The 17635-nt window shown below is 64.8% G+C and carries 16 protein-coding genes; 7 read left to right on the top strand and 9 right to left on the bottom strand.

Annotated features, from left to right (window positions below):
- Positions 1-339, bottom strand: a complete 339-nt coding sequence (locus tag VOI18_RS11615) for a DUF1491 family protein (protein ID WP_323762581.1) — start codon at positions 337-339, stop codon at positions 1-3.
- Positions 340-396: 57 nt separating this feature from the next.
- Here VOI18_RS11615 and VOI18_RS11610 point away from each other — a divergent pair, with 57 nt between their 5' ends.
- The 3 genes from VOI18_RS11610 (at position 397) to VOI18_RS11600 (ending at position 5008) form a co-directional block, all read left to right on the top strand.
- A complete protein-coding gene (locus VOI18_RS11610) occupies positions 397-2094 on the top strand; it encodes a hypothetical protein (RefSeq protein ID WP_323762580.1) in 1698 nt (565 codons plus the stop codon).
- A gap of 102 nt (positions 2095-2196) precedes the next feature.
- Positions 2197-3093, top strand: a complete 897-nt coding sequence (locus VOI18_RS11605; RefSeq protein ID WP_323762579.1) for a hypothetical protein — start codon at positions 2197-2199, stop codon at positions 3091-3093.
- 319 nt (positions 3094-3412) lie between these two features.
- Positions 3413-5008, top strand: a complete 1596-nt coding sequence (locus tag VOI18_RS11600) for an ABC-F family ATP-binding cassette domain-containing protein (protein ID WP_323762578.1) — start codon at positions 3413-3415, stop codon at positions 5006-5008.
- 143 nt (positions 5009-5151) lie between these two features.
- Here VOI18_RS11600 and VOI18_RS11595 read toward each other — a convergent pair whose 3' ends face one another.
- Both VOI18_RS11595 and VOI18_RS11590 read right to left on the bottom strand, forming a co-directional pair.
- Entirely contained in the window at positions 5152-5340 is a 189-nt protein-coding gene (locus VOI18_RS11595; protein ID WP_323762577.1) for a hypothetical protein, read from the bottom strand.
- Between the two features lie 45 nt (positions 5341-5385).
- The gene (locus VOI18_RS11590) at positions 5386-5562 is read right to left on the bottom strand and encodes a DUF1328 family protein (RefSeq protein WP_323762576.1); all 177 of its coding nucleotides are present in this window, start codon (positions 5560-5562) and stop codon (positions 5386-5388) included.
- Positions 5563-5941: 379 nt separating this feature from the next.
- Here VOI18_RS11590 and VOI18_RS11585 point away from each other — a divergent pair, with 379 nt between their 5' ends.
- Complete coding sequence (locus tag VOI18_RS11585; protein ID WP_323762575.1) at positions 5942-8272, top strand: DEAD/DEAH box helicase; 2331 nt, start codon at positions 5942-5944, stop codon at positions 8270-8272.
- Between the two features lie 172 nt (positions 8273-8444).
- On the opposite strand, the gene VOI18_RS11580 is transcribed toward VOI18_RS11585, so the two are convergent.
- On the bottom strand, positions 8445-10184 hold the full coding sequence (locus tag VOI18_RS11580; RefSeq protein ID WP_323762574.1) for an ATP-binding protein: 1740 nt from the start codon (positions 10182-10184) through the stop codon (positions 8445-8447).
- Positions 10185-10375: 191 nt separating this feature from the next.
- On the opposite strand from VOI18_RS11580, the gene VOI18_RS11575 reads away from it, so the two are divergent.
- The 3 genes from VOI18_RS11575 to VOI18_RS11565 all read left to right on the top strand — a co-directional run bounded on the left by VOI18_RS11575 (position 10376) and on the right by VOI18_RS11565 (position 12461).
- Complete coding sequence (locus VOI18_RS11575) at positions 10376-11386, top strand: hypothetical protein (RefSeq protein ID WP_323762573.1); 1011 nt, start codon at positions 10376-10378, stop codon at positions 11384-11386.
- Between the two features lie 229 nt (positions 11387-11615).
- Positions 11616-11933, top strand: a complete 318-nt coding sequence (locus tag VOI18_RS11570; protein ID WP_323762572.1) for a hypothetical protein — start codon at positions 11616-11618, stop codon at positions 11931-11933.
- Positions 11934-12041: 108 nt separating this feature from the next.
- Entirely contained in the window at positions 12042-12461 is a 420-nt protein-coding gene (locus VOI18_RS11565; protein WP_323762571.1) for a SufE family protein, read from the top strand.
- Positions 12462-12857: 396 nt separating this feature from the next.
- Here VOI18_RS11565 and VOI18_RS11560 read toward each other — a convergent pair whose 3' ends face one another.
- The 5 genes from VOI18_RS11560 to VOI18_RS11540 form a co-directional block, all read right to left on the bottom strand.
- A complete protein-coding gene (locus VOI18_RS11560) occupies positions 12858-13571 on the bottom strand; it encodes a DUF6456 domain-containing protein (RefSeq protein WP_323762570.1) in 714 nt (237 codons plus the stop codon).
- Positions 13568-13954: a helix-turn-helix domain-containing protein gene (locus tag VOI18_RS11555; protein ID WP_323762569.1), complete on the bottom strand. Its 387-nt coding sequence runs from the start codon at positions 13952-13954 to the stop codon at positions 13568-13570. The genes VOI18_RS11560 and VOI18_RS11555 overlap by 4 nt, the downstream gene beginning before the upstream one ends.
- Before the next feature lie 160 nt (positions 13955-14114).
- Positions 14115-15842 (bottom strand): Na(+)/H(+) antiporter subunit D, encoded by a 1728-nt coding sequence (locus tag VOI18_RS11550; protein WP_323762568.1) that lies wholly within the window; start codon positions 15840-15842, stop codon positions 14115-14117.
- Positions 15839-16156 carry a hypothetical protein gene (locus tag VOI18_RS11545; RefSeq protein WP_323762567.1) on the bottom strand — a complete coding sequence of 106 codons (318 nt, stop codon included), beginning with the start codon at positions 16154-16156 and terminating at the stop codon, positions 15839-15841. Before VOI18_RS11545 ends, VOI18_RS11550 begins: the two co-directional genes overlap by 4 nt.
- Positions 16153-17634 carry a proton-conducting transporter membrane subunit gene (locus VOI18_RS11540; RefSeq protein ID WP_323762566.1) on the bottom strand — a complete coding sequence of 494 codons (1482 nt, stop codon included), beginning with the start codon at positions 17632-17634 and terminating at the stop codon, positions 16153-16155. The genes VOI18_RS11545 and VOI18_RS11540 overlap by 4 nt, the downstream gene beginning before the upstream one ends.
- Position 17635 lies beyond the last annotated feature (1 nt).

Genomic DNA, 17635 nt, shown 5'->3' with positions numbered 1-17635 from the left:
CTACTTCGGACGCGGCAATTCGACCGGTTCGGTCAGAAAATGCCGACCCTGCCGGTCTTCGATCTCGATCACCCACAGATCCGGATCCTGGTCGATCCGCTTGTGGCACCACGCATCCAGACTGGCCTCATCGGTCTCCGGGCGACGCGACCAGACGCGCTCTCCCTGATCGTCCCGTGCCGGGACATAAAGCTGTGCCAGGGACCGGTCGACCACTACCTTTACGAGCACAGCCCCGGCATCTTCGTCTCCGCGGCGAATCACATAAACCGCCGCCAACCCCAATTCAGCCCTGCGAATCAAGGCCTCTACCCAGAATTTCGTCTTCAGCACACTCATTTCGATTGCTGGCCGCCCAATTGCTTAATAGTTTGTAAACGGGTGAGGGAGCGTTTCATGTTTGTACGAGTATTGTCGTCTGCGGTCGCCGCTATGGCCATCGTTGCGTCAGGTGCATTGGCGGCTTGGGGACAGCCATCATCACCGGACACCGCGCAAGCTGCTGGCACTGAGGTGCAAGCGAGTGATGCGATTCCCGTCAATACGGAAGAACGCAGCCTGGCCGATCTCGATGGTGGCGGCGATGCCTTCATCCTGTCCACCTCGCGCGAACGCACCGAAATCCGCTTTTCCCTGCCGCCGCATGTCGATACCTCGCAAGCCTGGTTGCGTCTTGCGGCCCGTCCGGCCAGCGATGGCACGGCCGGCCTGATCCATGTGTCGGTCAATGGTGGCGAAGCGATCACCATTCGCCCGCAAGCCCGCCCGATCGAAGCCCGTTTCGCCCTGTTCTCCGCCGATTTCCGTCCCGGCCCGAACACGCTCGAGATTGCCTATTCCACCGACACGCCGGCCTCGGGCTGGATCGTCGATGCCCGCCGCTCGCAATTGCGCCTGACGCTCGAGCCGGTCGCCCCGATCGAGACGCTGGAAGCCCTGGAAGCGGCCCTTGCCTCCGATTTCGCGGCACCGCGCCGCATCGCCCTGATCACCGATATCAGCCGTGAGCGCGTGACATTGGAAGCCCTGGTGGCCCAGGGTCTGGCCCTGCGCGCCGGACAGGTGCCGCTGTTCACCAGCCAGGCCGACGGCGCTGACCTGATTGTTCGCATCGCCGACAATGACCGCCTCGCCGCACAAGACCGGGCGGCCCTGCGCTCGGGTGACCGCTCCGCCGGTCCGGAAATCGCCTATCGCCATGACGGCGTGCCCCACCTGGTCATCACCGGCCGCAATCTGGATGAAGCCACCGCCGCTGCGCGCCTGATGGCGGCGCGGTCCTTCGTCGGTTATCGCCGCAGCTTCATTGCCGCCGACGCGATGACGGCGACCCGGCTTGGCACCCGCCAGATCCGCGATGCCCGCAGCGTCCACACCGAAGCGGACCTGCGCACCTTTGCCGATAGCGGCCTGCCCTTCAGTGCCGACCAGGGGTCGCGCACCGCAGTCCAGTTCTCGACCCGTTTTGATGCCGACCGTCATGGCGCCCTGTCGGTGCTGGCCCGTGCCGCCCTGATCAGCGGTGAAGCCTGGCTGTATGCCTGGTACGGCGATGCCGACGAATCCGCGCCGGCCAATCACAACCTGCTGGTCATCGGACCGGCCTCGACCCAGATTCCGGCCGTCGACCGCAATGCACCGCCTGAGCTTCGGGCCGCCCTGCGCGCCGCCGAACGCTCGCGTGGCCAGCGGGGCCTGATGCGTCTCGCCGCTGCGGCCTATGCGGACGCCGGGGACGCGGCCGTCGGCACGGAAGTCGGCATCGGTGTCGCCTCGCTGTTCCGCGACCAGGCCCATGAGGGTCGCTGGATCGCCACGCTGACGGCTCCGGACCAGGCCTCGTTCGAGGCGGCCGGTCGCTCGCTGGCCCGCTCCAACCTGTGGACCGCGCTGGAAGGCCGGGCTGCGGTGTGGAGTGCCCGCGGTGTCACCGCTCTGGATTATGCCGTTGTGGCGCCGACGCTGAGCGAACAGGTCCAGGAATTTGCCGTCGACCATACCCGCGACGCCGCCTTCGTATTGTTCGGTGCAGCCATCCTGCTGCTGATGCGCGGCTTCTTCGGGCGTCGCAAACAGGTCCGTGTCGACGACTGATCGATCAATCTTAGCGATTGAATTCGCTAAGCATTAACCACCCTTCTTCACGCGGCATCAAACCCGTCCTGCTAGACAGAACCCATGCAAGCGGGATCTGTCATGAACGCCTTTGTCAAAACCCTGTGTCTCGGTCTGGGACTGGTCAGCGCAACCGCGCCGGCCGCCGCGGACGAGGCCGCCGCCGCCATTTTCGGTGAGCGTCAGCTGGCCATGGCCGTCGACACCCGCTGCGGCCTGTTCACCCACAGCCAGCGCACCGCGCTGGACGCCGCCCGCCTGCAGGCACGTGGCCTGTTGCTGCGCGAAGGCGTCTCCCTGCATGCGCTGGAAGACTACACCCGCGACCTGCAACGCCAGGCCGCCGGCATCGCTTGCAATGACCCGGCCGTTGGTGATTTGCAGCACCGGGTCGTCGAAGGCTTTGTCGGCTGGGTGCGGATTCCGGCGATGGATTTCCCCGGCGCCCACTTCACCTGGACCTCCAGCCGCGGCGTCATGCCCGACATGCCGGTCTGGTCGATCGTGCAGGACCAGGGCAATCTCAAGATCGGCGTTACCACCCGCCAGGGCGAACGCCAGCTCAGCCTCACCCTGCCCGGCAGTGCGGGCGCCACATCGGCCATCCTCGTGCTGCGTGACATGGACCGCCAACCCACCCTGTATGATGCCACCATGGGCGGCAGCTATGCCGGCCCGACCGACGCGCCCTGGGCCCGCTGGACCCCGCCCCGCTTTGCCCAGACCCGGATCTGGGCCAGTGGCCGCGACACCGGACGCACCGCCGCCACACTGGCCGGCGAAGACCAGGCCACCCTGTTCGATTTCCCGATGTCTGCCGCCGACGCCCTCGCCGCCCGCGACCCGCGCGAAACCGCCCGCATCGAGCTGATGGACCGCCACGGCAACATCGTTGCCAGTCATTATATCGAAATCGGTGACTTCGGTGCTGCGCTCGCGTTCTTGCTGAGTGCCGATCGGGGTGATGTGCCGAGTTAGGGGTTAGGGAGCTGACGTCCCGGTTGTCATCCCTGATGGACGCCCAGCGAAGGCGGGGCGAAAGTCGGGGACCTAGCTGATGGCAACATGTTGGTCCCCGCCTTGCGTCCGGCCTTCGCCGGACATCCAGCGGGGATGACAAGCATATGATGATCCTCATCGCCCCCCACCGCAGCCCGCACTGGCCGGATGGCCCCTCACCCGCTATGACCCCGGCCAAGAGCGCGGGCGTGATGCCTCGCGGGTGAGCCGGAAGCGTTGATGTCCGGCCTTGATCACCCCTTTTTCCGGCCACCTCAACGCCCGTTGGACTGCATCGATGCTGACGATTTCCAATCTCGACTATCGCATTGGCGAGCGGTCCCTGTTCGAGAATGCCTCGGCGCAGATCTTTTCCGGCTGGAAGGTCGGGCTGGTGGGGCGTAACGGGACCGGCAAGTCGACCCTGCTGAAACTGATCCGCGAAGAGATCGAGCATCCCTCCTCGGACGCCTCGATCCGGCTCAATCGCGGCGCCCGCATGGGCTGGGTGGCACAGGAGGTCCAGCCGTCCGACGAGACCATCCTGGACGTGGTGCTGGCCACCGATGCCGAACGCCATGCGCTGATGCAGGAATCGGAGACCGCCACCGATCCGGACCGCATCTCCGAGATTTTCATGCGCCTGGCCGATATCGACGCCTGGTCGGCGGAATCGCGGGCGGCAGAAGTGTTGATGGGTCTGGGCTTTACCGATGCCGACCTGGCGCGCCCGACGCGCGAGTTTTCCGGCGGCTGGCGGATGCGCGCGGCGATTGCCGGTGTGCTCTTCTCCCAGCCGGACCTGCTGCTGCTCGACGAGCCGACCAACTATCTCGACCTGGAAGGCGCCGCCTGGCTCGAAACCTATCTGAAGAAATACCCGCACACCGTGGTGATCGTCTCGCACGACCGGGAAATGCTGAACCGCTGCGTCACCCACACGCTGGCGCTGGAGCACAAGCAATTGTCGATCTCGCCGGGCGGCTATGACGCCTGGCTGCGGCTGCGCGCCGCCAAGACGGCATTGCTGGAAAGCCAGCGCGCCAAGCAGGACGCCGACCGGGCCCGCCTGCAATCCTTCGTCGACCGTTTCGGCGCCAAGGCCTCCAAGGCCAGCCAGGCGCAGTCACGCGTGAAGATGCTGGAGAAGATGCAGGATATCTCCATCCCGATCGCCGAGCGCACGACGCCGTTTTCCTTTCCCACCTCGACCGACAAGCTCAATGCACCGCTGCTGCAATTGCGCGATGCGGCGGTGGGGTATGGCGAGGGGGCGAAAATTCTCGACAAGGTTGATCTGCGCCTTGATCCCGATGACCGCATCGCCATTGTCGGCGCCAACGGCCAGGGCAAAACGACGCTGGTCAAATCCATCGCCCGCCGTCTGCCGCTGATGTCCGGCGAACGCACCGCGGCGCGCTCCCTGCGGATCGGCTATTTCTCGCAGGACCAGATGGACGAGCTGCACACCGGCGAGACCGTGCTCGACCATATCCGCGACGCCCTGCCCGAGGGCGCCCTGCCGTCGCGCTGCCGCGCCGTGGCGGCCGGAATGGGCTTTCCGCACGAGAAGGTCGAGACCAATATCGAGAAATTGTCCGGCGGCGAGAAAGTGCGCCTCCTGCTCGGCCTGATGGCGCTGGAAAAGCCGCACATCCTGATTCTCGACGAGCCGACCTCGCACCTCGATATCGACAGCCGCGAAGCCCTGATCTACGCCCTCAACGAATATAGCGGCGCCGTCGTCCTGATCACCCACGACGTCTATCTCGCCGAAGGCACGGCCGACCAGCTGTGGCTGGTCAAGGACGGTCGGGCGACACGCTATGACGGCAATCTCAAGGACTATCGCAAGCTGATCCTGCAGGCGGACAAGGCGAAGGCGAAAGCCTGAGGGTCCGCAGGCTCAGCGGTCGCGACGGCCCAACTTGCCTTTCTCCGCCACGCGCGTCCGGATCGCGCCCCCCCCGACAGACAAACACCCCGCCAGCAAGAGCCGGCGGGGCGCTTCGTCCAGACAGGACGCAAATGCCGAAGTCAGGACGGCTCGTCGGCGGCGTCGTCAATCTCTTCGCCGGCTTCCTCGAACGCCTCGCTGTCTTCTCCGGTGACGTCCTCGATCACCTCATCAATGTCCTCGCCGGCATTCTCGGCCTCGCCGTCGGTGCAACCGGCCAGGGCGAGCGCGGTGAATGAAATGGCAAGCGGGATGGCTTTCCTGAACATGAAATCTCCTTTTTGAAGAACGGAAAAACAGATGGTGCCGTTGGATTATCGACTCGATCCGGGGCGGCGCACAAGGCCGGTCACAAGCGAGATCGCGAAGAGTACGATAAACAAAACAAAAATGATCTTGGCGATCGATGCCGCCCCGGCGGCGATTCCGCCAAATCCGAGGATGGCAGCAACCAGTGCAATGATGAAAAAGGCGAGTGCAAGATTAAGCATGTATCTCTCCACTATTTCAAGATGGCACGGGGACCCTCGACGTTGAATTTGGCAATATTTTGACAGGGAAATTTGCCTTCGGTAATGACTGCCCTCAAACGGCCCGAGGGAGATGGGGACAGGTATATTTAACGCGTCACATCGACAGCGACCGCCAACGTCGGCGCCACGCGTTAAATATACCTGTCCCCGCATGCGCGCCGCTCACCCCCACATCTGCATGACCGCCCTGCTGCCGCAGGATTGGCCTTTGCCGCCCATCTCGTGTTAAAGCCCCGCATATTCCGGCCAGTCGCCCTATCGGCGCCCTTACCGGGACGACGATGGAACCCGGTCGCTGATGGGTGCGGCCGGCATTAGGCACTGGAAACAGCTATATATGACCTTGAATCCCCGCATTGCGCCGGCGCTTGCCGCTGCGCTTGAGAAAAAGGGCTATTCTGCCCTCACCGAAGTCCAGTCCGCCGTAATCGCGGAAGAGGCCGACGGGCGTGACCTGCTGGTCTCGGCCCAGACCGGCTCCGGCAAGACTGCCGCTTTCGGCATGGCACTGGCCCCGACCCTGCTCGGCGAAGACACCAGCTTCAACCAGCCCGACCTGCCGATGGCCCTGATCGTCGCGCCGACGCGCGAACTGGCGCTGCAGGTCCAGCGCGAACTCGCCTGGCTCTATGGCGAAGCGCGCGGCCAGATCGCCTCCTGTGTCGGCGGCATGGATCCGCGCACCGAGCGCCGCAATCTTGAGCGTGGCTGCCATATCGTGGTCGGTACGCCCGGCCGTCTGCGCGACCATATCGAACGCGGCGCGCTGGATATGTCCCAGCTCAAGGCCGTGGTGCTGGACGAAGCCGACGAGATGCTCGATTTCGGCTTCCGCGAAGATCTGGAATACATCCTCGACGCCGCGCCTGCGAGCCGTCGCACCCTGCTCTTCTCGGCCACCGTGCCGCGCGCCATCGCCGACATTGCCCGCCGCTTCCAGAAAGACGCCCTGCGCATCTCGACGGTCTCCGAGCGCGGCCAGCACGCCGATATCGAATACCGCGCCCTGTCGGTCGCGCCGTCCGATCGCGAGAATGCCATCATCAATGTGCTGCGCTATTACGATGCCGAGCGCGCCATCATCTTCTGCGCCACGCGCGAAGCGGTGAACCGTCTGTCAGCCCGTTTCGGCAATCGCGGCTTTGCCGCTGTGGCCCTGTCCGGTGAGCTGACCCAGAAGGAACGAACCCACGCCCTGCAGGCCCTGCGCGACGGTCGCGCCCGCGTCTGTGTGGCGACCGATGTCGCCGCCCGCGGTATCGACCTGCCGGGTCTGGAACTGGTCATCCATGCCGACCTGCCAACCAATTCCGATGTGCTGCTGCACCGCTCGGGCCGGACCGGCCGGGCTGGCGCCAAGGGCGTCTGCGCGATCATCGTGCCGCACACCCGCCGCGGCCGTGCCAATCGCCTTCTGCGCGATGCCAAGCTGCAGGCCGAATGGGCCGAAGCGCCGAGCTCGGACGATGTCCGCGCCCGCGACCGCGAACGCCTGATGGCCGACCCGATCCTGACCAAAGAGGTCGACGAGGCGATGAAGGTCGACACCGACGCCTTGCTCGAGAAGTTCACCGCCGAACAACTGGCCGCCGCCTTCCTGCGCGCCCGCCTGGCGACCCTGCCGTCTGCCGAGGACCTGTTGTCCGGCCCGGCGGCGCAGAATGACCGTCCCGAGCGCAAGCCGCGCGAAAACTTCAAGGCCAGTGTCTGGTTCCGCCTGTCGGCCGGTCGCAAGGCCAAGGCCGAGCCGCGCTGGCTGCTGCCGCTGATCTGCCGCCTGGGCCATGTCACCAAGCGCGAGATCGGTTCGATCCAGATCGGCGAGACCGAGACCCGTTTCGAGATTGACGCCGAACATGCCGACCGTTTCGCCAAGGCCCTCGCCGAGAACGGTGGCGGCGAGAACAATATCCGGGTCAGCCCGGATGACGGCTCGCAGATGGAGCGCGCCGGTCCCAATGACGGCCCGACCGATGCCCGTACGCCGAAAATGCGTCACCGCGAAAAGTCCCGCCATCGCGAGACCGACAGCGACGGCTATCCGGTCAAGCGCAATCGCGAAGACAGCGCCCCGCGCGCCTATGAGGACCGCAAGCCGCACGACCAGCGCGAACGCGAGGGTGAAGGCTCTGGCGACAAGCCGCGCTACGAGAAAAAGGCCTACGGCGACAAGAAACCGTTCGGCGACAAGAAGCCTTATGGCGACAAGAAGCCGTATGAGAAGAAACCGTTCGGGGACAAAAAGCCCTATGGCAAGAAGGCCGATGGCGACCGTCCCTTCAAGGGCAAGCCGAAGCCGGATTATGACCGCGCCGACAGCCCGGTCGGGGGCGACGACAAGCCCTGGGAGAAGAAGCCCCGGGCCGACAAGTCCGATTGGAAAAAGGACGACAAGCCGCGCCGCCCGCGTGCCGACAAGCCGACGTCCTCGAGCGACGACCGCCCGGCTGCCAAGGCCCGCCCCGCTGGCGACCTGACCAATCCCAATGCCCGCCCCGACAAGGGCGAGGACAGCTCCTGGGCCCGCAAGCGCAAGCCGGCCGCCGGTGGCTTCAAGAAAAAGGGCGGCGGCTATGACAAGCCCGCCGGCAAGAAGCCCGGCTTCAAGAAGGACGGCGGCAAGCCCTTCGAAAAAGGCGCGACCCTGAAGCGCAAGCCGAAGGGTTAGGTCCACAAAACCTTGTCATCCCTGATGGACGCCCCGCGACGGCGGGGCGAAAGTCAGGGACCTAGCTGGTCGCGACCCCTTGGGTCCCTGCCCTGCGTCCGGCCTGCGCCGGACATCCGGCAGGGATGACAAGGTTTTGTATGAGGTATCTGAGCCGCTTCCGCCTCAGCGCCTAAGCCACATCCGTCTTCGGCACGGTCATGTCCTGGCCGGCTTCCTGGGCACGCTGGATTTGCTGGCGGACATTCATGCCGGGATGGTTTTCAACTTCGGCATCGCTCTCGGCGAGGATGGGCAGGGAGATGGTCACCGTAGTGCCCTCGCCCTTGCGGCTGGCGATACTCATCGAGCCGCCATGCAGTTCCGACAGGGCGCGCACCAGCGACAGGCCCAGACCGGTGCCACGCTTTTCGATGTCGCGGGCATTGGCGGCCTGCTGGTAGGGCTGGCCAAGACGGGCCGTGTCCTCCGGGTCGATCCCGACACCGCTGTCCCCGACCGCCATCACCAGCTGACCGCCACTGGCGCGAGCCATGACCACGATGGCACCGCCCTTCGGCGTGAACTTGACCGCGTTGGACAGGAGGTTGAGCAGGATCTGGCGCAGGGCCTTGCGGTCACCATCGACCAGCAGCGGGCCGTCATGGCGCTTGATCTTGAGATTGATACCGGCCTCTTCCGCCTGCAGCCGCATCATCTTGGCCGACAGGTTGACCACTTCACCGATATCGAAGGTCTCGCGGACCAGCTCATAGCGGTCGGCCTCGATCTTGGACATGTCGAGCACGTCGCCGATCAGCTCCATCAGATGCTGGCCGCTTTCATGGATCAGGTCGGCATATTCGGCGTAGCGGGCCGGCAGCGGCCCGAACAGGCGTGCCTTCATGACGTCGGAGAAACCAATGATGGCATTTAGTGGCGTGCGCAGCTCGTGACTGACGGAGGCCAGGAATTGCGACTTGGCGCGGGCGTCCTCTTCGGCCGCTTCGCGGTCGTGGCGGGCCTGGGTCAGGGCGGCCTGCAGGGCCGGACCGCTGTCCTTGGACAGGGTGACCACCGAGCCACCATGGATCGGCCGCGTCTTGACGATCACGTCCTCGCTGTGGCCGCGCAGGCCACGGACCACCAGGGGCCCCTCGACATCGCGCAGGGCGGCGCGGCGGCCGGAGGCGGCCAGCTGGGCGCGATCATCATCATCAAAACCGAGATCGGCCAGGGGCAGGCCCTTCAACTCACGCGGCAGGCCGGGCGACAGGTCGCGCAGCCCTTTGGACGCGGCCAGGATATGTCCGTCGGCATCGCAGGCAATCAGTGGCACCGGAGAGGCGTCAAAGGCCTTGGCCCGCACTCGGCCACGCTCGGCCTCGGCCCGGATCCGGTCAGCGTCCTGCACCGCGCGCAGGGCGCCGAAGGCAAAGCCGGTCGACAGGGTCAGCACACATCCCAGCACGAAGGGCAGATGGAATTCCACGGCCATCGGTGCCGGGGCGACAAATCCGGTCAGCTGCAGCGCGCTGACAACAATGGCGGCCAGACCCGACTGGGCTGCCGCCTTGATCACGCCGTCGCGCTCGCCGCAAGCGGCCGCCATGGCCGGGGCCAGCAGGAAGGCCAGCACACCAATGCCGGTGATGCCGCCCCCGGTGAGGGTCACGCCGACCGCAAATCCGGTCCACACCAATGCCAGCAGAAAACGCTCGAACGCACGGTCCATGCGCGGAACAAGCATGAAGGACAGGAGTGCCGGCGCGGCGATCGCCGCCACCAGAAGGGTCTTCTCCAGCGCGGTGCCATCAATGATCGGCCAGAGCCGCGGCAAGGCAGCCGCCAGCGTGCCAAGCCATATCAGGTTGACCAGCGTTCCGCCCTGGCGTGCGAACCAGGCTGTTATGGCAGGCGTTTTCGGCTTCATCTTGAACCGGTGCGACTCGCTTTTGTAGCTCTCCGGAATCTTCGCCTTCGACGTTAACAAATGCTGAATCTTAAACTTTGCGCGTTTACCGGGCACATTCGATAAGGCTGGCGACAATTGATCGGTGCGAACCCCTTGGATGCGCAAGCAAGGCAAGGCAGTATGAGATCGGTTCAAGGGAGCATTGTGTGATGTTGACGACTGTCCTCGCCATTGGCGCGATAAGCTTGGGTCTGGGCCTGTCGGTCCAGGACACGGCTGCGCCAGACTCCACCGCACCGGTCCTGCAACTGGACCAGCCCGCGCCGCGCGAACCGAGCCTGATCGAACGCTCGGCCGGCGAGTACGCCGCCTATCATTCCGTGATCGCCGATCTGCACTCGGCGCCGATTGCCTCGGGGCAGGACCTCGACGACGCCATGAACCGGCTGACCGCCTTTTATGGCGAGGAGCGCCTGGTCCGTGCCTGGATCGCCTATGCCGCCATCATCGCCGCCCGCCATCCCGAATATCTCGACGAAGTGCGCGAGCTGGCAGATTATTACGGCCCTGAAGCCGCGATGACCGGGCTGATGTATGACCCGACCTATGCCACCAGCTTTGCCTCGTCCGAAGACGCCCAGGCCTCGGTCGTCGACGCGATGGCCGCCGACAGTGCCGAGATCATGGATGTGTCGGTGCGCTACCGCGCCGCCGCCTATGACCTGCAGAGCGAACGCTGGGCCAATCGCAGCCATGGCGATCGCACCGACCGCCTGGCCGAGCTGTCGCACATGGGCAGCGAACCGATCGACATGACCGATGAGGTGTTGATGACACTGAGCGGCGGCTTTGATCGGGGCCTGCCCGCGTCAGCCCTGTTTGACCGGATTGAATCGGTTCCCCTGTCCGATCGCCCGTCCGTGGCGCCGCAGCTGACCCTGACCGTGGGTGAGGTGGCCGCCGACCCTGATCGTGACCGTATCGGCCGCATCCTGTCGGTCGCCGCGCTGCAATCGCTGAGCACGGGGGACCCGGCCCGCACCGACCAGGTGGTCGAGGCACTGCTGTCCGATCCGGTGGTTGAACGCTGCCTCGCCTGGGTCCGGCTGGACCTGCAGCAATGCGTCGCGGCCGGCCATTTCATGTATGAGGACAGTTTTTGTATCGCCGAACACGCACTGATGGATGTCAGCCGCTGTTTGGGAAGCAGCACGAATTGAGTCAAATTTGATCGGAAAGATTTGCCGAATCCGGCCAATCCTTAACAAATCGTGTCCCGAACAGGGACAAGATCAAATTTGTCGACAATTTTACACAAAATCTGCGGACCGAATTCGCACACCGTTTTCGGTAAGCCCTGTAATCGCTCGCAATTCCTGATTTTTCTCCCTAGCCTCTATCCTGCATTGAGACCGGTACACCCGGTTTCGGTCATGAGTGAGGTCGAAGATGATGTTTCTACTGCGCGCTGCCTTTTGGGTCGCTGTCGTCAGTTTCTTTGTTCCGCAGGATTTTGCGGGCGAAGCGATGGACCTGCCGTTCAATACGGCGGAGACGCGGATCGATGCGTCGGCCAAAGTGTCTGAATGGTGCGTCGACAACGAAGTCATCTGCGAAGCCGGATCCGAAGCGGCCCGCCTCGGCTCTTTCCTCGGCGGCATGGCGATGGACCGGATCGGTGACGCCATCGAAACCCACCAGGAACGCCAGACCGCCAGCCACTCAAGCCCGACCCAGACCACTGCCCAGGCCCGCGCCAAGTCCTGATCACGCCGCAACAACCCGACCTGCCTTACCGCCCCGCAGGTCCCAACTGACCGCAAACCGCACAGACGGCTTGCCTCGCCGCCTCGCCCGCACTACGTCGGCGCTGACATGACGGCACACGATATCCATACCGAAATCGATGAACTCGTGGACGAGTTCGACTTCCTGGACGACTGGGAACAGCGCTATCGCTATCTCATCGACATGGGAAAAGCCCTGCCTGACATGCCCGAGGACGAACGGTCCGAGGACAACCGGGTGAAGGGGTGCGTCAGCCAGGTCTGGCTGGTCACCGAAACCGCCGGCAACACCCTCACCTTCCGCGCCGACAGCGACGCCCACATCGTACGCGGCCTCGCCGCGCTGATGGTGCGGCTCTATTCCGGCCGAACGGGTGAGGAAATCCTGTCGGTAGATGCCCGCGACGTCCTGGCCCGCATCGGCCTTTCAGAACACCTCTCCCCGCAACGCTCCAACGGTCTGGCCTCGATGATCAGCCGGATACGGGGCGAAGCGGAGACGGTTTAGGGATTTCACAGTGCATCTGACCTTTGCCGGACATCCCGCACGAATAACAAAAGCGATGTGATTTCCAACAGCCGAGCCGCCGCTCGCAAGCATCCATACATCGCTTGTCGGCCAGCAGGCCGCATCCGGTTTTCCAGCTCAAGGGTGAAACCGCGCAGCGGCGCGTGCGGCGCCCTTGACCTGGAAAACCGGATACGGCGACATCTCGGCAAGGGATTTATGGTGGGATGAGCGAGCTGGCGCCAAACCTTGACGCCCACACTCCACTTTTCCCGGAGGCGCCTCGGCGCGATCCGGGACCGTCGGCGGACTTGTCGCTCGCCGGATGGTTTCGTTGGTCCCGGGTCTTCGCCCGGGAAAAATGGAGTGGAGAGGCAACAGCGCATCGCTCCCCCCTCACACCAGCCGATAGATCTCCGCCAGTCGTGTCAGCGCCAGGCCCAGCACCGTGCGCCCGGACCGTGCCGCCCAGCCGAAACGGCGCTCCAACGCGGCGGCGCTGTCTTCGTGGACCAGCGCGGCTTCGATGACGCGAGCGAAGGCGGGACCGAGGGCGTCGAGGGCGTCCATCACCCGCTCCTTGGCGGCCAGGGCGCCCAAGGCGGCGTCCTCGGGGCCACGGCGACGGCCCTCGCTGCGGCGCTGAGCGGTGGGGGACCAGTTGCGGGTGACCGGGCTCATCAGGGTGGATTGGTGATAGTCGGCAATGAAACGTTCGCCCGCCTGGCGCTGGTGCGGTTCGAGACCATCGAGCCAGGGCCCGAGCGGGCCTTCGCGGCGATTGGCCCTTGCTGTGGAGACGTGACCTACATGGTCAATCACCGGCCGTTCCTCCATCTCACGGTGTCGACTGGCCGGGTCGGGATCCTCGCCGCGTGTACCGGCTTTCAGGGCCGCCTGCCCGTCGGCAGAGAGGGTCAGACCGTTGTCCCGCCTGGCCAGCCAGCCACAGCGCATCGCCTCCTCGAAACGACTGGGCGACAGGCGTGAGGTCGGACGGCGGCGGCGGTCGCCTTGCGGTAGCACCACGGCCCGCGCCTCGATCTCACCGGGCGGCACCATGCGGGCGCCCGGCCGCGCCAGGGCGCGCATCCAGCGTGGCGCGCTCATGTCAGTCGCTCCGGCCGTTCAAGGCGTTCCAGACCGGCCAGGCGCTGCAACCCGCTCAGCCGCGGCGCGGTTCGCAGGGCCGCCTCCAGCGCGTCCATATAGTCATCAAAGGCCCGGTCATCGCGCCGGTCCTCGATCCGGTGACAGGCATGGGCGGCGGTGGTGCGGTCGCGCCCGAAAGCCAGTGCCACGCGGGTCAGCGGCAGCTCGAAGGCGACATGGGCGAGATACATCGCCGCCTGGCGGGCCAGGGCGGCCTCGCGCGATCGCCGGGTCGGCGCTTCCAGCTCGCGCTGGGAAATTCCAAAGGCATAGGCCACAGCGCTCTGGGCCAGTCGGGCCCGGGCGACATCCTCTTCCAGTCTGCACATGATACGGCTCATCCGAACGCTCCCGTTCTGACGCGGCGCCCCGATGGCCGCGACCGACGTGATGCTAAGATGGCTACACCCAGGCGGGGATAATATTCCTATTTCTGTTGTAAAGAAAGAGGGCGCAACCTTTGCGGGTTGCGCCCTCCGATATTCCGCAAGTGCCTGAGACTTAAGGCGCGAGGTAGGCGATCAGCAGGACGATCGCCAGCAGCGCACTGGTCCAGATCGCCAGCAAACCACTGGGGATATCCCGGCTCAAAGCACCGATAGGACTGAAAACCTCGAACAGTTTTCCGCCGGTCCGGCTCTTCACGCCCCTCACCAGATTGGTGATCGAGGCCCACAGCCGGCCAAACATGGCGTGGCCCCAGCTCATCGTATTGGCGAGGAAGCGGCGGTAGACCCAGTCGGTGTCGATATTCACGCCGCGCTTCTCGTCCGGATACCACTTCATCCGCACCAGGAAGGCGAAGGCGAACATGGCGCCCAGCAAGAGCTGCATCTGCCCGACGATATGGTCGAACGTGTAGGGCTGGTAGTAAAGCGCCGCCTCCGGGAAGGGAACGAGCTCGTAAAGCACGCCGTAATTCACACCCAGATAGACGCAGATCAGCGCCGCCACACCCATCGCCATCAACATGTTGACCGGCGCCTCGCGGACGCGATGGCCACGGTCGTGACTGAAGAAGGCGAAATACGGGATCTTGATACCGGAGTGTTCGAGCACACCGGCCGAGGCGAACACCAGCACCAGCCAGACCATCCAATGGCCCTCCTGGGCGACGGCAGCCAGGGTCAGCGCCTTGGCGACAAAGCCGGAGAAGAGCGGGAAGGCCGAGATCGACGCCGCCCCGATCAGGCAGAACACCGTTGTTGCCGGCATCGACTTGAACAGCCCGCCCAGCTCGGAGGCTTTCACCGTGCCCACGCGCAGCAGCACCGCCCCCATGCTCATGAACAAAAGCGCCTTGTAGATGATGTGCACAAAGGCGTGTGCCGCGGCACCATTGATGGCCAGCTCGGTGCCGACACCGATGCCGACGACCATGAAGCCCAGCTGGTTGTTGAGCGAATAGGACAGCACCTTGCGCAGATCGTTCTCGACCACGGCAAAGAAGACCGGGAAGGCCGTCATGATGGCGCCGATCCAGATGAGTTGGTCGGTCCCGGCATAGCCGCGCGCCAGCGCATAAACGGCCAGCTTGGTGGTGAAGGCGGAGAGGACCACGGCACCGGTGATGGTGGCCTTGGGATAGGCGTCCTGCAGCCAGTTGTGCAGGAAGGGGAAGGCGCATTTGATGCCGAAGGCGATGAAGATCAGGAAGCCGCCCAGCGTCTCGATCGAGAGCGTCTCGTCGAAGGCCCAGCTGCCGGTCTCGCTGGCACGGATCACCGCACCGGTCAGCAGCAACACGCCGGACAGGACGTGGATGGCCAGATAGCGCAGGCCGGCCTTGTAGGCGGCATTGTTGCGGGCGCCCCAGATCAGGAAGACCGAGGAGATCGCCGTCAGCTCCCAGAACACGAACAGGGACAAGAGGTCACCGGCAAAGACGGCACCGAGGCCGGCACCGGCATAGATCAGGCCGGCGGCATCGGCGATGCGGTCCTTCTCGTGCAGGCCATAGAGCCCGTTGATGAAGGCGGCGATGATGAAAATCAGGCCCCAGATGCGCGACAGCCCGTCAAAGCGGAAGGTTTCCATCGTGAAACCGCCCAGCTCGATGAGCCCGCCGACATGGTCACCCGACGGCGCGTTGAACCACAGGCCCAGCGCCAGGACCGGCGCGATCAGGGCCAGGCCCTTGCGCGCCAGGTGGAAGGGGAAAGCCGCGGCCAGCAGACCGGCGATGATGACCGGCCAGGCCGGTGAAACGTCATAGAGGGCTTCGATCATGACTGACCCTCCTCATCGGAACTGTCGCCGTCCCAGTAATCCTCTTCCCGGCCCAACAGGCCACGGATCACGAACCAGCCGACCATGACCGCCAGCACGAAGGCGCCGAAGCCCCACATGGCATAGAAGCCGTAGAACTCGGCCAGCTCGACATATTCATGGCGGTGATGAAAGAAGTCGACGGCGACAAAGCCCAGCGTCGCGACCAGGAAGATCCAGATCATCGAGGCTTTCAGCCAGGGCGCATCCAGCCACAGGAAGGGCCGGGCGACCGGGTGGATCAGTTCATCATGTTTGCCGTTAGGATCGCTCACAGTGCGGCCTCCGCAGCAAGGGTCGACGAAAAGAAGACCGGCGCCAGATAGTCGCGCAGCGGTCCGATCAGGAAGAAGAGCACCACCACGCCCAGCGCCGTGATGACCGGCGGCAGGATGACCAGCATCGGCGGTTGTTTCTTCAGCTTGGCCTCGGCCGGCGGCGAGAAGAACCCGCGCGCCGACAAGGGCAGCAGATAGGCGACATTGAGGATGGAGGAGGCAATCAGCGCCACCATCAGCCAGCCCTGCCCGCTGTCCCAGGCGCCCTGCAACAGGAAGAGTTTCGGCCAGGATCCGCCCAGCGGCGGCAGGCCGATGATCGACAACGCCCCGACGGTGTAGGCGATGAACAGCCAGGGCATGTAGCGCCCCAGCCCGTCCATCTGCGAGATCTCGGTCTTGCCGGTGGCGGTATAGATCGCGCCGGCACTCATGAAGAGGGTGATCTTGCCCCAGGCGTGCATGACGATCTGCAGCGCCCCGCCCAGCATCGCCAGCGGCGAGCCCAGCATCACGCCCAGCGTCACATAGGACAGCTGGGACACGGTCGAGAAGGCCAGTCGGGCTTTCAGATTGTCCTTGGTCATGGCGACCACGGAGGCCAGCACGATCGAGATGCCGGCAATCCAGGCCAGCGCATCGGCGGCCGGGGTGATGGCGATCAGCGCCGGCCCGAAGATATAGGTGCCCACCTTGAGCATGGCGAAAACGCCGGCCTTAACCACGGCCACGGCGTGCAGCAGGGCCGAGACCGGGGTCGGGGCGACCATGGCATTGGGCAACCAGGGATGGACCGGCATCAGCGCCGCCTTGCCGATCCCGAAGGCGAACAGAACCAGCAGCACGCTGGAAATGGCCGGGGTGATCTCGTTGATGGCCAGCAGCCCACCGGCGACGAAATCGGTCGATCCGGCGAGGAAATGCGTGGCGATGACCGCCGGCAGAAGGAGGCCGATCGAGGTGCCCAGCAGGATCGACAGGTAAATCGCCCCGCCGCGCTTGGCCTTGGCATCGCCCTTGTGCGTGACCAGCGGATAGGTCGACAGGGTCAGCACCTCGTAAAAGAGGAACATGGTCAACAGGTTGCCCGACAGGGCCACGCCCATCGCGCCGGCAATGGCGATACAGAAACAGACATAGAAACGGGTCTGGTTCTTCTCGTTGTTGCTGCGCATGTAGCCGATCGAGTAGAGCGAATTGACGATCCACAGACCCGAGGCGACGGCGGCGAAAACGGCGCCCAGCGGCTCCAGCTTGAACACCAGGTGCAGGCCCGGCGCCAGCGTCGCCAGGTTCAGGGTCGGATGGCCCTGGGCCACTTCGACCAGATAGGCGACGTTGAAGGCCAGCAGCACCGCTGCGATGAGCGTTGCCGCTTCACGCAGATTGGGCCGCGAGCCCAGCAGGGCCACGAAGACACCGCCCAGGGCCGGCAGGACCAGGGCGAGGGCGAGGGAAAGTTCAGGCGTCCACATC

This window comes from Maricaulis sp. (assembly GCF_034670125.1).
In the GTDB taxonomy this organism is placed as follows: domain Bacteria; phylum Pseudomonadota; class Alphaproteobacteria; order Caulobacterales; family Maricaulaceae; genus Maricaulis.
Note: the sequence above shows the minus strand (reverse complement) of the source record. Positions and strands in the feature narration are given on the sequence as shown.

Bases quoted from the DNA above. Each gene is read 5' to 3' on its own strand.
- VOI18_RS11615 (WP_323762581.1), bottom strand. From the start codon at position 339: ATGAGTGTGCTGAAGACGAAATTCTGGGTAGAGGCCTTGATTCGCAGG.
- VOI18_RS11610 (WP_323762580.1), top strand. From the start codon at position 397: ATGTTTGTACGAGTATTGTCGTCTGCGGTCGCCGCTATGGCCATCGTT.
- VOI18_RS11605 (WP_323762579.1), top strand. From the start codon at position 2,197: ATGAACGCCTTTGTCAAAACCCTGTGTCTCGGTCTGGGACTGGTCAGC.
- VOI18_RS11600 (WP_323762578.1), top strand. From the start codon at position 3,413: ATGCTGACGATTTCCAATCTCGACTATCGCATTGGCGAGCGGTCCCTG.
- VOI18_RS11595 (WP_323762577.1), bottom strand. From the start codon at position 5,340: ATGTTCAGGAAAGCCATCCCGCTTGCCATTTCATTCACCGCGCTCGCC.
- VOI18_RS11590 (WP_323762576.1), bottom strand. From the start codon at position 5,562: ATGCTTAATCTTGCACTCGCCTTTTTCATCATTGCACTGGTTGCTGCC.
- VOI18_RS11585 (WP_323762575.1), top strand. From the start codon at position 5,942: ATGACCTTGAATCCCCGCATTGCGCCGGCGCTTGCCGCTGCGCTTGAG.
- VOI18_RS11580 (WP_323762574.1), bottom strand. From the start codon at position 10,184: ATGAAGCCGAAAACGCCTGCCATAACAGCCTGGTTCGCACGCCAGGGC.
- VOI18_RS11575 (WP_323762573.1), top strand. From the start codon at position 10,376: ATGTTGACGACTGTCCTCGCCATTGGCGCGATAAGCTTGGGTCTGGGC.
- VOI18_RS11570 (WP_323762572.1), top strand. From the start codon at position 11,616: ATGATGTTTCTACTGCGCGCTGCCTTTTGGGTCGCTGTCGTCAGTTTC.
- VOI18_RS11565 (WP_323762571.1), top strand. From the start codon at position 12,042: ATGACGGCACACGATATCCATACCGAAATCGATGAACTCGTGGACGAG.
- VOI18_RS11560 (WP_323762570.1), bottom strand. From the start codon at position 13,571: ATGAGCGCGCCACGCTGGATGCGCGCCCTGGCGCGGCCGGGCGCCCGC.
- VOI18_RS11555 (WP_323762569.1), bottom strand. From the start codon at position 13,954: ATGAGCCGTATCATGTGCAGACTGGAAGAGGATGTCGCCCGGGCCCGA.
- VOI18_RS11550 (WP_323762568.1), bottom strand. From the start codon at position 15,842: ATGATCGAAGCCCTCTATGACGTTTCACCGGCCTGGCCGGTCATCATC.
- VOI18_RS11540 (WP_323762566.1), bottom strand. From the start codon at position 17,634: ATGTGGACGCCTGAACTTTCCCTCGCCCTCGCCCTGGTCCTGCCGGCC.